This is a genomic window from Colwellia sp. MB3u-8 (assembly GCF_014076985.1).
Lineage (GTDB): Bacteria > Pseudomonadota > Gammaproteobacteria > Enterobacterales > Alteromonadaceae > Cognaticolwellia.
Window position 1 is genome coordinate 337,604 of sequence record NZ_JACGVA010000068.1, and the last position, 14,654, is coordinate 352,257.

At 39.7% G+C, this 14,654-nt stretch carries 9 protein-coding genes; 6 read left to right on the forward strand and 3 right to left on the reverse strand.

What is annotated here, in order from left to right; translation table 11 throughout:
• Positions 1 to 120: 120 nt before the first annotated feature.
• The 3 genes from H4J54_RS13970 to tldD all read left to right on the forward strand — a co-directional run bounded on the left by H4J54_RS13970 (position 121) and on the right by tldD (position 6,638).
• Complete coding sequence (locus H4J54_RS13970) at positions 121 to 4,302, forward strand: YhdP family protein (protein ID WP_182191602.1); 4,182 nt, start codon at positions 121 to 123, stop codon at positions 4,300 to 4,302.
• Between the two features lie 82 nt (positions 4,303 to 4,384).
• The gene (locus H4J54_RS13975) at positions 4,385 to 5,197 is read left to right on the forward strand and encodes a carbon-nitrogen hydrolase family protein (RefSeq protein ID WP_259367398.1); all 813 of its coding nucleotides are present in this window, start codon (positions 4,385 to 4,387) and stop codon (positions 5,195 to 5,197) included.
• Positions 5,190 to 6,638, forward strand: a complete 1,449-nt coding sequence (gene tldD, locus H4J54_RS13980) for a metalloprotease TldD (RefSeq protein ID WP_182191603.1) — start codon at positions 5,190 to 5,192, stop codon at positions 6,636 to 6,638. The genes H4J54_RS13975 and tldD overlap by 8 nt, the downstream gene beginning before the upstream one ends.
• 78 nt (positions 6,639 to 6,716) lie before the next feature.
• Here tldD and H4J54_RS13985 read toward each other — a convergent pair whose 3' ends face one another.
• Positions 6,717 to 7,553, reverse strand: coding sequence for a S1 RNA-binding domain-containing protein (locus H4J54_RS13985; RefSeq protein WP_182136631.1), 837 nt, complete (start codon positions 7,551 to 7,553; stop codon positions 6,717 to 6,719).
• A gap of 79 nt (positions 7,554 to 7,632) precedes the next feature.
• Positions 7,633 to 8,100, reverse strand: coding sequence for a TerB family tellurite resistance protein (locus tag H4J54_RS13990; RefSeq protein ID WP_182191604.1), 468 nt, complete (start codon positions 8,098 to 8,100; stop codon positions 7,633 to 7,635).
• Between the two features lie 587 nt (positions 8,101 to 8,687).
• Between H4J54_RS13990 and H4J54_RS13995 the strand changes: the two genes are divergently transcribed.
• Together H4J54_RS13995 and H4J54_RS14000 are read left to right on the forward strand one after the other, a co-directional pair.
• Positions 8,688 to 9,905: an efflux RND transporter periplasmic adaptor subunit gene (locus tag H4J54_RS13995; protein ID WP_182191605.1), complete on the forward strand. Its 1,218-nt coding sequence runs from the start codon at positions 8,688 to 8,690 to the stop codon at positions 9,903 to 9,905.
• A gap of 2 nt (positions 9,906 to 9,907) precedes the next feature.
• Positions 9,908 to 13,111 (forward strand): efflux RND transporter permease subunit, encoded by a 3,204-nt coding sequence (locus H4J54_RS14000; RefSeq protein WP_182191606.1) that lies wholly within the window; start codon positions 9,908 to 9,910, stop codon positions 13,109 to 13,111.
• Between the two features lie 141 nt (positions 13,112 to 13,252).
• Here H4J54_RS14000 and H4J54_RS14005 read toward each other — a convergent pair whose 3' ends face one another.
• The gene (locus H4J54_RS14005; RefSeq protein WP_182191607.1) at positions 13,253 to 14,092 is read right to left on the reverse strand and encodes an isopenicillin N synthase family oxygenase; all 840 of its coding nucleotides are present in this window, start codon (positions 14,090 to 14,092) and stop codon (positions 13,253 to 13,255) included.
• Positions 14,093 to 14,264: 172 nt separating this feature from the next.
• Between H4J54_RS14005 and H4J54_RS14010 the strand changes: the two genes are divergently transcribed.
• A complete protein-coding gene (locus H4J54_RS14010) occupies positions 14,265 to 14,552 on the forward strand; it encodes a hypothetical protein (protein ID WP_182191608.1) in 288 nt (95 codons plus the stop codon).
• Positions 14,553 to 14,654: the final 102 nt, after the last annotated feature.

Sequence of the window (14,654 nt, forward strand, 5' to 3'; positions counted from 1 at the left end):
AAGCATGCAGGTCGCATGTAAGCTGTCAATTTGACATAGAAAAGCCTGACGTGACCTGTGCTAGCAGCATAGGTATTGTTTGGTTCCTATCAGTGAATAATGTGTGTTGGTAAAATATTAATGAGTGTTTCCACGGTCTTAAATAGATGGCTCAAACGTCTGTATAAACTATTAGCAATTTTGTTGGTAGCTTTTGCCGTGTCGATTAGTCTATTGCGCTTATTTTTACCCTATGCCCATAATTATCGCCAAACGGTCGAAGATTACCTCAACAACAGCTATAACAGTAATATCTCTATTGGCTCGTTAAGCATGGGTTGGGGTCAGTTAGGCCCAACATTGATCACCCAACAAGTTGAGCTTTTGTCTAATAACAAGAGTAAAGTCTACTTTGAAAGTTTGGCGGTTGAATTAGACTTTTGGCGCAGCATGCGCTCAGGAAAACTAGTTACGCAAGACTTTGTTATCTCGGGCGCAGAATTAGTCTTCGAACAAGCGGCATTGGCTAACTCCGCCGCAGAAATTTCTGCCAATGAAGCGGATAATAAAGACTTAATAACGTCACTTTCCTCAATATTACTTGAACAAATTTCTCGTTTTTCTATTCGTGACAGCCATGTGCTTTATCATACCCTTGCTGGGGTGCGAGCCTTTACCATTAATGAAATGTTTTGGACAAATGAAAACAATCAGCATAGAGCTAACGGTACTATTATCGTGGACGGTCTAAGCTCTAATAATTTAAAAGTGTTGTTAGACTTTCAAGGCCCCAGGTTTGATCAACTCAGTGGCCAAGCCTATTTAGAAGCCAATGACATTGACATTACTCCTTGGTTAGGAAGACTGCTAGCGATTAAGGATGCCAAGACCCACTCAGCGATTAATTTTAGTGCTTGGTTAAAGCTTAATACGGGTAAGCCAGAGTTTATTCAGCTCGCTCTTGGTGATAATGAAATCACTTGGCAGCATCAGGGTAAAGCCCAAAAGTTTGAGATTATAGGTGGTGATATTCAAATAAAAACCTTAGACGAATCAGCGTTTAATCTAGTAACCTCACCATTAATTGTTAAACGTAATGGTACGGAAACTAATAAAATATCCTTGATGGCTGAGGTTAATGGTACCCATATCAATGGTTATATTAATGCTATCGAGTTAGCCAGTTTTGCCGGCGTATCACCGCTATTAGTTGACGACGTTGGTCTTGAAAAACTATTACTAGATCTTGATGCGGTTGGCCGAGTTGAAGATATTCATTTTCGCAGTACTGCGGATAATTTCGCTATAACAGCCGCATTTAGCGATGTTGACAGCCATTTTAGTCAAGGTATTCCCGGCATTGACAATGTCAGTGGTGAATTAGTTTATGCTAATCATCAGCTGCAAATATCATTAAGTGCTGTTGATGGCGCTCTCGATTTCGATAAACATTTTAAATACCCTATTCCTTACACTCGCTTAACGAGTTTGATTAATGCAAAGTTTTCAGCGGATGACTGGCAATTTTCGGTTGAAAATATAGTATTTAATTCGCCACAGCTGAGTTTAAATGCAGACGTAAAAATAAATCGTTTTAAAGATCAAGCGATAACAATGTCACTCTTGGCGAGTGCTAGTGAGGGTAATGCAGAGTTTGCTGAATATTTTTATCCTCATTTATTAATGGGTGAGGGTCTGGTGAACTACCTAAATGGCGCGATTGTTGATGGTAAGGTTAAGCAGGCTTTAGTGTTATTTAATGGGCCCTTAAACAGCTTTCCATTTAACCACAGTGAAGGTGTTTTTGTGGTTGACGCTGAGTTGTCTGAAAGTACATTTAAATTTGACCCGCAGTGGCCGGCGATTGAAAACTTCGCCGCGAACTTAAACTTCAGCAATAATAGTATGCTTATTACCGGTAGAGAAGGCACATTGTCGGGCATTGACGTGACCGGTGTTCAAGCCGCCATTGCTGAGTTAACAGGTAGTCAAGTATTAACGGTTGATGTCGACATTACTCAAACTGAGCCGCAATTAGTGCGGCAACTGATGGCGGCGAGTCCAATGCAAAAAACGGTTGGTGTAACATTAGAGCAAGTGGTGGTTTCAGCGCCGATTAATGGTCATTTCTCTTTAACATTACCGTTAAATAATCCTGCAGCTGTTATGGCTAAAGGTTATGTTGAGTTTAAAAATAATCATGTTGCGTTACAAACACCGCGAATGGACTTTAGCCAAGTTAATGGCCGCTTAGACTATCAGAATGATCTCATCACTGTTTCGGGTATTGAGCTTGATTGGCGCGGTATGCCGTTAACGATTAATGTTTCCGCTCAGCAAAAGCCTGATTTCTATAACGTCAGTATTGAAACACTAGGTCAGTGGCAAACGTGCCAATGGCAAAGACAATTGCCTGATGAATTAGTTAAATATGCCGACGGTAAAATAGACTGGCAAGGTATGTTAGCACTGAATATTAGTGATGATAAATTTAACTATGATTACCAAATACACTCTAGCTTAGATGAGGTGAATTTAGCCTTACCCGCACCTTTTAGTAAGCGCATAGGCGAACAAGTTGCGGTAAAAATTCACGCCTTTGGCAATAAGCTTAATAGCACCATAAATGCTGATATGGGTGATGAATTAGGCTTTTATGCTTTACTGAATCATCAACAAACGCGTTTTTCATTAGCGCATTTAGTACTAGGTAAGCAGACCTTAGAGTCACCCATTTCAGGATTTCATATTAGTGCTGATCTAGCCCAAGCAAATTATCAGCAATGGCAGCCTTTAGTGTTAGATATTTTAGCGGCGGTTGAGTCCACAGCAGACAAGTTAAATTCATCAGCCGTGCCATCAGAGATAAAAACCCATGAGCAGAGCTTATTATCAGCGCCTGATAAAATACAGGGTCAGGTTGGCAACTTAATGGTTTATGATAAAAATTTCCAGCAAGTCAATTTTGACTTTATCCCTGAGTCGGATGGATGGCTGCTTAATATCAATGCTAAAGAACTAAAAGGCTCAGCTAAGTTTTATCCAGACTGGCATCAGCAAGGTATAGACATTAATGCAGATTTTGTTCATTTAAGCAGTGCTAAAAATGAGTTAGTGCCAGCACAGAGCATTGAAGCTTCTGTTGATAACACTTTGGTTGATAGCACTTCAGTTGATAAAACTGTGACGGATGAAAATCTGATTGCTGAGGCAGAGGTTACTGAGGAGACAAAATCTGGTAGTACAGCATCAGTAAAACCAGCGCCAACTCACAAAGTTGAGCCAGCGGTTGGCGAACTAAAGCAAACGCAACAAAGTAACATAGCGACTGAATCTGAGCTAATAAACTCAGTTAAACAGCCAATATCGCCACCAATTGACACTGTGAGTAATGCGGAGATTTTTGCTAATGTGCCACCATTAAAGGTGACCTGTGCAAGTTGCCAGTATGATAATTATGACTTTGGTGAGGTAAATTTCACCTTAGAGCGAGCAGATGAAAATACGCTATTATTGAAAAACGTCACCACTAAACGCGGTAATAATGCGCTGGCATTTAACGTTCAGTGGCAACAAGACAATGAGGGGTCAAATACTCGTGTTACCGGCACATTGGCGACTGATGATGTGGCGGGCGAAATAGCGCAGCTAGGTTACGTTTCGATTATAAAAGATAGTGGTGTCGAGATGAAATACGAGCTTGATTGGCAGGGTGGGCCGCATGACTTTGCAACGGCGTCGCTTAATGGCGAGCTATCAACAACCTTTGATGATGGCTATTTGGCTGATGTTGATGATAAAGGCGTGCGTATTTTATCCTTGTTAAGTTTGCAGTCACTGGTGCGTAAACTTAGTTTTGATTTCAGAGATATTTTTAGTGATGGTATGTTTTATAGTGAGCTAAAAGGCAGCTTTATGGTAAAAGATGGCGTGGCATATACTGATAATGTCCAGATGAGTGGCACTGCCGGTGATTTAACCATAGTGGGTAATACCAATTTAAATAATGGTGACCTTGATTATCGGATGTCATATAAACCCAATTTAACCTCTAGTTTGCCGGTTTTGGCTTGGATTGCGACACTAAATCCAGTAACATTTTTAGCGGGCATGGCACTGGATGAAGTGATCACGTCTACGGTAATTGCTGAAATTAATTTTGAAGTAACAGGAAACTTAGACGATCCGCAATTTAAACAAGTCAGTCGTAAAAATCAAAATATCAGCGTTGGCCGCTCTTCACCGCCTAAAATAGTTGAAAATATTTCAGCAGATGCTGCTAAAATGAAGGCTTCAGAGCAGCCTGAAAAACAACCTTTTTAGTGGGGTTTTGATGGATGATATGGATGGAACACATTGATTAATGATGATGGGCAATAAAATAATGCAAATTTGTGCGATACAAATGTCTTCTAATACCTGTGTTGAAGACAATATTGCTGATATTGAACAGCAATTAGCTACCCTGGAACCAGCGCAACAACAACTGGTTTTGTTGCCTGAATGCTGTTTGTTTTTCGGTGGTAAAGATAAAGCGCAACTGGCGTTGGCAAAAGAAAACCAGCAAAGCAATGGCCTAAAAACTCGACTTGGAAAACTGGCAATAAAATATAATGTTTTTCTCGTGGCGGGCAGTATTCCGGTACTATCAAACCAGCCAGAAAAATTTACTAACAGTTGTTTTGTTTTCTCCCCTGAAGGCCAAGAACTGGGAAGATATGATAAAATTCATTTGTTTGATGTTGCGGTGCAAGACAACGAAAAAAATTACTGTGAGTCTCGTTATGTCAAAGCCGGTGATCATGTTAGCGTAGTGAATCTTGCTGGCGTTAATGTGGGTTTGTCAATTTGTTATGATCTGCGTTTTCCCGAACTATTTCGCCAGCTGTGCCAGCAAGGGGCAAAAATTATTACTGTACCCAGTGCTTTTACTCGGGTAACGGGCGCCGCACATTGGCAAACCTTATTGCAGGCGCGTGCGATTGAAAATCAAGTATATATTGTCGCCGCAGGACAAGAAGGTGTGCATTTAAATGGCCGAGAAACTTGGGGCCACAGTATGATCATTAGTCCATGGGGCGAAATACTGGCTCAGCTTGATACCTCAAAAGGTATTATTTGTGCTGATTACCAAGAACAAGAATTAGACAAGGTGCGTAAAGCTATGCCTGTTGCCACTCATAATCGTTTTAAAAATAAGTTGATGTCGTATGAATAATGTTGAGATAGAGCTTTTAGCCAATAGTGAAATTGATCAAAGTATGCTGATGGATACCTTGGATAACATTTTCCAACGTAAAGTCGATTTAGCGGATTTATATTTTCAATCCAGTAGCCATGAATCATGGATGCTGGAAGACGGTATAGTCAAAGAAGGCTCTTATAACATCGAACGCGGTGTTGGTGTGCGCGCTATATCAGGTGAAAAAACCGGCTTTGCCTACTCGGATGATATTTCGCCCAGCGCATTAAAGAAAGCAGCTGATGCGGCGAAAGGCATAGCTAATGCTGAAAAGTCTGCGCGAGTGCAAGTTTTTGATGGCAAAAAAATGCAGCAAAACCCCGCTCAATACCAGGCGACAGATCCACTGGCTAGTTTGCCTCAAGAGCAAAAGATAACCTTATTACACGAAGTAGAAGCTCATGCCCGTAGTGTTGATAAACGGGTTAAGCAAGTGATTGTTAATTTGTCAGGTATTTATGAAAAAATATTGGTGGCGGCCAGTGATGGCACTTATGCCACCGATATACGACCATTAGTACGGCTTAATTGTTCGGTGTTAGTTGAAGAAAATGGTAAGCGAGAGCGCGCTAGTTCCGGTGGTGGTGCGCGTACAGATTATAGTTATTTCTTTGAGTTAGCGCATAATAAACCCCGTTATTTAGCCTATGCAGAAGAAGCCGTTCGCCAAGCCTTAGTTAACTTAGTCGCGATTGATTCACCGGCAGGATTATTACCGGTAGTGCTAGGTGCTGGATGGCCAGGGGTATTACTACATGAAGCGGTTGGTCATGGTTTAGAAGGTGACTTTAACCGTAAAGGCTCTTCAGCATTTTCGGGAAAAATTGGCCAAAAAGTTACCTCTGATTTATGTACTATTGTTGATGATGGCACTATGGCAAATCGTCGTGGTTCGATCAGTATTGATGACGAAGGTACGCCAGGGCAGTACAACGTGCTGATTGAAAAAGGTGTACTCAAAGGTTACATGCAAGACAAACACAATGCCGGTTTAATGGGCGTAAAGCCCACAGGTAATGGCCGACGTGAATCCTATGCACACTTACCTATGCCGCGCATGACCAACACTTATATGTTGGCAGGTGAACATAAGCCTGAAGATATTATCAAATCAGTTAAAAAAGGTATTTACGCCCCCAATTTTGCCGGTGGGCAGGTTGATATTACCTCGGGTAAATTTGTTTTCACGAGTTCAGAGGCGTATTTAATTGAAGATGGCGAAATTACCTCACCCATAAAAGGCGCCACTTTAATTGGCAGTGGCCCTGAGGCGATGAAGAACGTGAGCATGGTGGGTAATGACTTGAAACTAGATGCAGGTGTGGGTGTTTGTGGTAAAGACGGTCAAAGCTTGCCAGTTGGTGTTGGTCAACCGACTTTGAAAATTGATCAAATGACGGTGGGTGGTACGCAATAACGCCGGTCTAAAGTGCTACTTTAACGACTCATAAAAAAAGCCCTTTTGGGCTTTTTTTGTTTTAAGTGATTATAAAGATTAAGAATCTTTTAGGCGAATGCCTTTCGCTTCAATGGTAATTTTACCGTTTTTCATTAAATTACCTACTGTGGCCTTAAAAGTTTTTTTACTGACGCCTAAAATACGCTTGATCAATTCTGGGTCACTTTTATCATGTAATGGACTAAAACCGTCGTGCTCTGCAATATGAGCTAATAATACCTCACTAAAGTCTTTAACTTTACCTTCGCCTGGGCGGGTCAATGATAAATCAATACGACCATCTTCACGTACTTGCTTGATATAGCCGGTTATTTTTTTACCCGTACGTAGTGGCTTAAATATTTCATTATCGTAAAGTAAACCCCAGTGCAGATCATTAATAATCGCTTTAAAACCCAAGTCAGTTTTCGTGGCAATGGTTAATGTCACTTTATCCCATTTTTGATATTCGGCTGGCCAAATATCAATAAACTTATCTAACTTACTGGAGGCGACTAAACGGTCAGTTTTGAGATCGAGAAAGATCCGAACAAGATAATACTTGCCCGCTTCCATAGGGGTATGTTGTTGGTTATAAGGTACCAGTAAATCTTTAGGTAAGCCCCAATCTAGAAAGGCACCCATTTTATTGACTTGGCTAACTTTTAACGAGACAAATTCATCAACTTCCGCTAATGGCTTTTCCGTTGTTGCTACGATTCTATCTGCAGTATCTGCATAGATAAAAACCTTAACTTCACTACCCACTTGGCAATTTTCAGGCACAAAACGATTAGGTAATAACAATTCACCTAATTCATTTGCATTTAAATATGCGCCATTGTCAGTAATTGCTACTACAGGAAGAGTGTTGTATTTGCCGATGCTTGCCATGTGAATTCTTGAGGTCAGTTAACTTGCGGCTATAATAACCGATCTGGCGGCAAGTTAACTATAACTTTCAATGCTGGGACTAATTTTTATTTAACTGTACTGCTTTTAATTGCATATTTAGTTTAGTTTGAATGTATTCACTATGTCGTAAATGCAATAAATCGGCAATCTTACGAATAATATGCTCCTCAATGCTAGCGAGTTCGCCATCGGCATAAGCGACCTGCCATAAAAGCTCTAACATTCTCACCCGTTGTTCAGTACTGTAATTTTCGTTGATTTTAGAAGTAAATTGGTAAAAATCAGTAGCGTGTTCACAAAGTAAGAGCGAGTGCTTGATGATCTCAGTGACTTCATCGCCCGTTAATTGAAATTGACTGGCAATAATATCCTTGAGTTTTTGTTGTTCAGCGTTATCAAGTTGACCATCGGCAAGCATGACTTCACATAATAAGACACTACCGGCAATTTCTAAGCTTAACTCACCTGCTTGCTGATTATTTTCTTCGCTTAATAATTGGAAAAAGGCACTGATTTTTGACAACATAAATTACTCTCTTTTTAGATGATGAATACTAATGTACTTACTTTTAGGTACAAGTGCTTAATTAACTTATTTTAATAAAAAACTGTAACCCTGAGTATGCATAGCTTAACTCAAGTGCCTTGGTTGCTGTTAATTAAGCCACCAAAAATGACTGTGGTGGTATTAATGCTCAGGTTTTTACTTTTGTGTTAGTGATCTCTTGTACCTTTTTTTATGTATTAATGTTAAATATTGTTTTGGCGTTACTCTATATTGGGCCAATAAATACAAGAACAGCGCTTAAACGCAGTCTTGTATTAGTCAATTCGACAAAAATTTTTATAAAAGTTTAATTAATAGTGAAAAAAACCAACATGTTATTAAAATTACTATTAATTTAAGGCTTTATTTGTTTTTTTATAATAAGAATATATTTTAACTATCTGTTATTTATAGTTATTTTATTATAATTTGGACTAATTTCAAAAGTGGCGCGAAAGTTGTAACAAGCATTTACAACTTTGTTAGTTTTGTAGCCAGTAATTTCTGTATCCTATTGGCAACTAAATTAAAAATTACAACTATGTAGACTTTACGAGGACGAAATCGTGACACGGAAAAAACAAATAATTATACCTATTGTCATTTTAATCGCTGGTTTTTTGATTTTCTTTTTATTTTCAAGTATGAAAAAACCACCAGAAGAAAAAGCCATTGTTGATAATACCCCTATCGTTGCTGTTGAAGCGATTTCACTTGCACCCATGACCTTACTCGTAGATTCCTACGGTGTGGTTAAACCAAAATATGAAACTGAATTAGTCGCTCAAGTTAGCGGGGAAGTTGTTGAATTATCAGAAAAATTTGTTCGTGGTGGTTTTGTTCAGCAAGGTCAGCTATTGGCCCGTATAGATCCGAGTGATTATCAAGCGGCACTCATTGAAGCCCAAGCAACCATGGCATCAGCACAGGCATCCTTAGAACAGGAACGTGCACAAGGGCAAGTTGCTAAGCAAGAATGGCAACGTATTACCGATGCAGCGCCTACGGCGTTGAGTTTACGTAAACCACAATTAGCCCAAGAAGTAGCACGAGTAAAATCCGCACAAGCGTTTATTCTGCGCGCTAAACGTAATTTAGAACGTACCGAAATTAGAGCACCGTATGATGCGATGATCGACAGCCGTAATGTCGGTTTAGGTTCGTTTGTTGGCACCGGTAGTATGATAGGTAAATTACTCGGTACTGCCATTGCTGAGGTACGTTTACCCGTTGCCGATAATCAATTAGAGTTTTTAATTGCACAAGGTAAAGACGCCAGTGTTAATTTAACCGGCATATTTGCTGGCCGCGAGACCTTATGGGCAGCGAAAATTGTCCGTAGTGAAGGTGTTATTGATAGCAAAAGTCGCATGAGTTATTTAGTGGCTGAAATTTTTGACCCTTATGCTTTAGGGGATAACAATCAAAAAACGCCGTTACGCTTTGGTGCTTATGTTAAGGCAAACATTGTCGGTGAAGCCATAGCACAAGCGGCCAGTGTGCCGCGTTATTTAGTTGAAAATAGTCGCGTTGCGCTGTTGGACAGTGAATCTAAATTACATTACTCAACCGTAAAAATTGTTCGCCAAGATGGTCAAAATGTTATTATTTCTGATGGTTTAGCTGATGGAGATCAATTAATTGTCTCAGCGCTTGACTATCCAGTTGACGGGATGAAACTGGCGTTAATTACTGACCAAGCTGACAAGCTTAATGATCAGCCAGTAGAGGCTATTGCCAGTGAGTCGCAAGTTGCATTAAATGACAGTGATCCAGGGGAATAACCATGAGCGCTATTAAGCCTAAAAAACCTGCTGAAATTGACCACAGTATTGACACACATAGCGGTATTATAGCTTGGTTTGCTCGTAATAGTGTCGCCGCCAACTTATTGATGATTTTTATTTTAGTGGGTGGTTTACTCACCATTCAAACCATCAATAAACAAATGTTTCCACAAGTTAAGATCAATTGGATTTCTTACACGGCGCCATACCCTGGAGCCGCACCACAAGAAGTCGAAGAAGGCATAACCATTAAAATCGAAGAGGCATTGGATACGGTTCAAGGTCTTAAGCGTGTTATTACTTATTCAAATCGTAACTTCTCTAACGGTTGGTTTGAAGTTGAGTTAGATTATGATCCTCAAGTTGTGTTAGAGGAAGTTAAATCAGCAATAGACTCAATCTCTAGCTTCCCTGATGGCATGGAGCGAATAAAAGTCGAGCGGGAAAAATTTCGTCAAGAAGTGATGTACTTGAGTTTATATGGCGATCTAACCAACGGTGAATTAAAAGAGCTTGGCCGTAAAGTTCATAATGAAATTCAGCAACTACCTGCGGTTAATATCTCTGATTTATTTAGTGGTTTAGATTATGAAATCTCTATTGAAGTCAGTAAAGATAAGTTGCGAGAGTACGGCTTAAGTTTTAATGATATCGCCAATGCGGTGCGCAGTTATTCTCGTAATATGTCGGCGGGACAAATCCGTGCAGAAAATGGCTATATTAACCTAAGGGTAGAAAATCAAGCTTATCGAGGCTATGAGTTCGAACAAATTCCGGTGGTAACTTTAGCCGATGGCACGCGTATTTTGTTAGGTGAAATTGCCACTGTTATTGATGGTTTTGAAGAAGGTCTACAATATTCTAAGTTCAACGGTGAAAACTCAGTCACCTTATTTATTGGTGCCGCTGATAACCAAAGCATCACAGATATTGCTAGTGTGGTGAAAAAATACGTTGAAGAAAAGTCAGCAATATTACCTGCAGGGGTCAAGTTAGAAACTTGGGTTGACATGACCTACTACCTCGAAGGTCGCTTAAACATGATGGTAGACAACATGAAAAGTGGTGCTGTGTTGGTATTTTTAATGTTGGCACTATTTTTACGCGTGCGCTTGGCTTTTTGGGTCATGATGGGCTTACCGGTTTGTTTCCTCGGTACTTTATTTGTCATGCCACTTGAGTTTGTTAATGTCACCATCAACGTTATTAGTTTGTTCGCCTTCATTTTAGTACTAGGCATTGTGGTTGATGACGCGATTGTTATGGGGGAGAGTGCCCATGAAGAAATTGAAGAGCATGGCCATAGTACCGACAATGTTATTCGTGGTGTCAAGCGTGTTGCCATGCCGGCCACCTTTGGTGTTTTAACTACGATTGCGGTATTTTTGCCCTTTCTTTTTGGCGAAGGGCCGTCTTCAGCGTTTGGTAAAGCTATTGGCTCTGTGGTTATTTTGTGCTTAATTTTTTCTTTGATTGAATCTAAACTTATTTTGCCTGCGCACTTAGTTAAAATGAAAATGAAAGCATTTAGCCCTAAAAATCCGATTGATAGATTACGCGCCTGGATTGATAGCAAGTTAAAAAGCTTTATTGAGCATGTTTATAGCCCAGCTTTAGCGATATTTATTCAATATCGTTATGGGGTATTAATGTTTTTTATTAGCTTAATGCTCATCAGTGGTGGTTTGTTTAGTGGCGGTTTTGTGCGTTTTGTTGGCCAGCCTAAAATTCCACATGATTTTCCGCGTGTTACTGTCGAAATGAATGTTGATGCTTCTGAACAAGCGACCTTAGATACCTTGCTAAATATTCAAGGGGTTATTAACCGTATTGATCAAGAAATCACCGAGCAATACGGTAATTCAATGATCTCTGATATGCAGGTCGATTTGCGCAGCAGAACCAGTGGCCAGTTAATGGTGAAGTTAGTGACACCTGAATTACGGCCGATGGATACCTTTGAACTGGCTGATTTATGGCGTAAAGCTATTCCAAATTATCCCGGCGTTAAATCATTCACTATAGGTGACAACTTATTTGGTGGCGGCCGAGATGATGGTGATATTGCCTTTCGATTAGAAAGTCAAAATGATGCAGAATTACTCGCAGCAGCAAAAGAATTAAAAACTAAGCTTAACTCGCTTAAAGGCATTGGTGATGTTAATGACAGCCGCCAAACTAGCGCTAAAGAGGTGCAATTTGAATTAAAGCCGTTAGCCTATAGCTTGAATTTAACCTTAGCAGACATTGCCTCACAAGTGAGTTATAGCTTTTATGGTTTAGAAGCGCAGCGCATTTTACGTGACAGTGAAGAAGTGAAAGTTATGGTGCGATACCCGCTTGAGCAACGCAGCTCTGTGGGTCATGTTGATGATGTAATGATACAAGCGCCCAATGGTGCGGAATTACCTTTATCTGAACTGGCAGTTATTAGCTTACAAGATGGTGTGACACGTATTCGCCGTGAAAATGGTAATCGTACCATTAACGTTTGGGCCAGTGTTGATGCGGATCAGGTCGAACCGTTTAAAGTGGCTAATGATATTCAAGATAATTTCATGCCAGAATTATTAAGAAAATACCCACAAGTTAACAGTGAAGTCACCGGCAGTATTCAAGAAGAAATGGATAGTGCTGATGATCAATTACGCGATTTTGTCATCTCAGCCATGATTATATTTTCATTGCTAGCGATACCATTAAAATCATATTCGCAAGCGCTGATGATTATGGTGGTTATTCCATTTGGTGTGATTGGTGCAGTACTTGGGCACTTTATTTTGGGTATGGACTTAAGTGCTTTATCTGTAATGGGAATACTAGCGGCTGCCGGGGTGGTGGTGAATGACTCGCTCGTGATGGTTGATTATGTTAATAATGCTAGAAAACGTGGTGAACGCTTAAAAGATGCGGTGATGCATGCGGGTAGTAAACGCTTTAGAGCCATCATGTTAACGTCAATTACTACCTTTATTGGTTTAGTGCCAATTATCTTCTTTGAAGTGAGTGCACAAGCACAAATTGTCATTCCAATGGCGGTGTCTCTAGCTTTTGGCGTGCTATTTGCCACCATAGTCACCTTGGTACTTATCCCTTGCCTCTACCTTATTGTTGAAGATATTAAAGCATTATTTAAGCGCAATAAAAAAGTGCCTTCAGCTCAGGCACCGGTGTTAGATAGTATAAGCAGTGAAAGCTTGTAGGGAGAATGTTTTAATCGTTAAAACTTAAAACTTAAAACTTAAAACTTAAAACTTAAAACTTAAAACTAAAGAAGCCATCACAATGTGATGGCTTCTTATTAAGTTAAGCTATTTAATCTATCAGGTTGACGTGGTCAGGTATTACTTTACGCCAAGCTCTTTTAATCTTTCTAATAAGTAACTCGCATGCGTGTGCTTTTCTGACAAGACCACTTCATTACGCGGATGTAAAAATAGTGGTAAAGAAATGCGTGATTTAGCGGCATTTTCCCCTGTTGGATTTATCACTCTATGACTGGTTGATGGGAAATAGCCTTGCGATGCTTCTTGCAGCATATCACCTATGTTAACAATTAAATGACCAAAGTCAGCGGGCACATCTAGCCATTCACCATCTTGTGCTTTTACTTGTAAACCAGGCTCGTTGGCTGCGGGTAAAATAGTCAGTAGGTTGATATCTTCGTGTGCTGCGGCACGGATAGCACCGGGTTCTTCTGTGCCGTTTAATGGCGGATAATGTAGAATGCGTAACAAGGTGTTTGGCGTATCTTTGATCATATGCGACAGCGGCTCAGAATAGTGTTTAGTGACCTCTGGTGGGCTATGTTTTTCTACCCAATCAAGTAACTCACTCGCTAGATCTGAAGCCATTTTATAATAATTAAGAATATCAGTTTTCAGTTGTGCTGGAATGCGTCCCCAAGGGTAGACATGATAATATTCTTTAATATCTTTTTTGTTGTGGCCTTTGGCGGTTTCTGATATTTCAGGGGCAAAATAACCGTCTTGCTTTTCAGCATCAAAGGCAAAGCCTTTTTTCTCTTCTTGTGAGAAAAACACAGACCAATCTTGATATATTTTATCGACTAAAGCTTGTTGAATTGGATGGTTAGTTAACACACCAAAACCTGTGTTTCGTAAACTTTCAACAAATTTTTCTGCGGCATCACTTGCCTGATAATCAATAACTTGTACTTGCATAATATTTCCCTAATGCTTAATCTTTATCTTAGGTATTATACCTATTGAAATAATTTTCGCTAACTGATCCATGTATGAGTACAAGAAGCATTATACATTATAGTCTTCATAACCATCTCATCATCAGTTATTATCAGTTATTAATTAATTTTGTAAATAAAAGAGAAGTAAGATGATAAAAAACCTGGCTGTGATAGTTTCCTCAGTGGTATTTTTTTCAGCATGTAGTAGTAATAATAGTGCTTGTGAAGATGTAACCTTAGCCGCAGAGCAAGTGCAGCAATGTCAGTCATTGCATAAACAAATTATTAACACTAAAAATAAACCTTTGATACGCACAGAATTGGAACGCAGATACCAACAAGATTGTATTGATATTCGCTACTATCGAGACGACAAACAAGCTGGAGTTTGTGGCAATAAAGCAGAAGTTGTTCAGTCTCAAAAAATTAGCCAGTAAAGTAAGTTTTTAGCTATATGTATTGCCTGTTTTTTGATACTTTAAATGGTATGTAAAAAATTTGGGGATATATAATCGGCCTCATAATAAAAATTTAACTGT

Excerpts from the sequence above, each read along its gene's own strand:
- H4J54_RS13970 (WP_182191602.1), top strand. The coding sequence starts at position 121 with ATGAGTGTTTCCACGGTCTTAAATAGATGGCTCAAACGTCTGTATAAA.
- H4J54_RS13975 (WP_259367398.1), top strand. The coding sequence starts at position 4,385 with ATGTCTTCTAATACCTGTGTTGAAGACAATATTGCTGATATTGAACAG.
- tldD (WP_182191603.1), top strand. The coding sequence starts at position 5,190 with ATGAATAATGTTGAGATAGAGCTTTTAGCCAATAGTGAAATTGATCAA.
- H4J54_RS13985 (WP_182136631.1), bottom strand. The coding sequence starts at position 7,553 with ATGGCAAGCATCGGCAAATACAACACTCTTCCTGTAGTAGCAATTACT.
- H4J54_RS13990 (WP_182191604.1), bottom strand. The coding sequence starts at position 8,100 with ATGTTGTCAAAAATCAGTGCCTTTTTCCAATTATTAAGCGAAGAAAAT.
- H4J54_RS14000 (WP_182191606.1), top strand. The coding sequence starts at position 9,908 with ATGAGCGCTATTAAGCCTAAAAAACCTGCTGAAATTGACCACAGTATT.
- H4J54_RS14005 (WP_182191607.1), bottom strand. The coding sequence starts at position 14,092 with ATGCAAGTACAAGTTATTGATTATCAGGCAAGTGATGCCGCAGAAAAA.
- H4J54_RS14010 (WP_182191608.1), top strand. The coding sequence starts at position 14,265 with ATGATAAAAAACCTGGCTGTGATAGTTTCCTCAGTGGTATTTTTTTCA.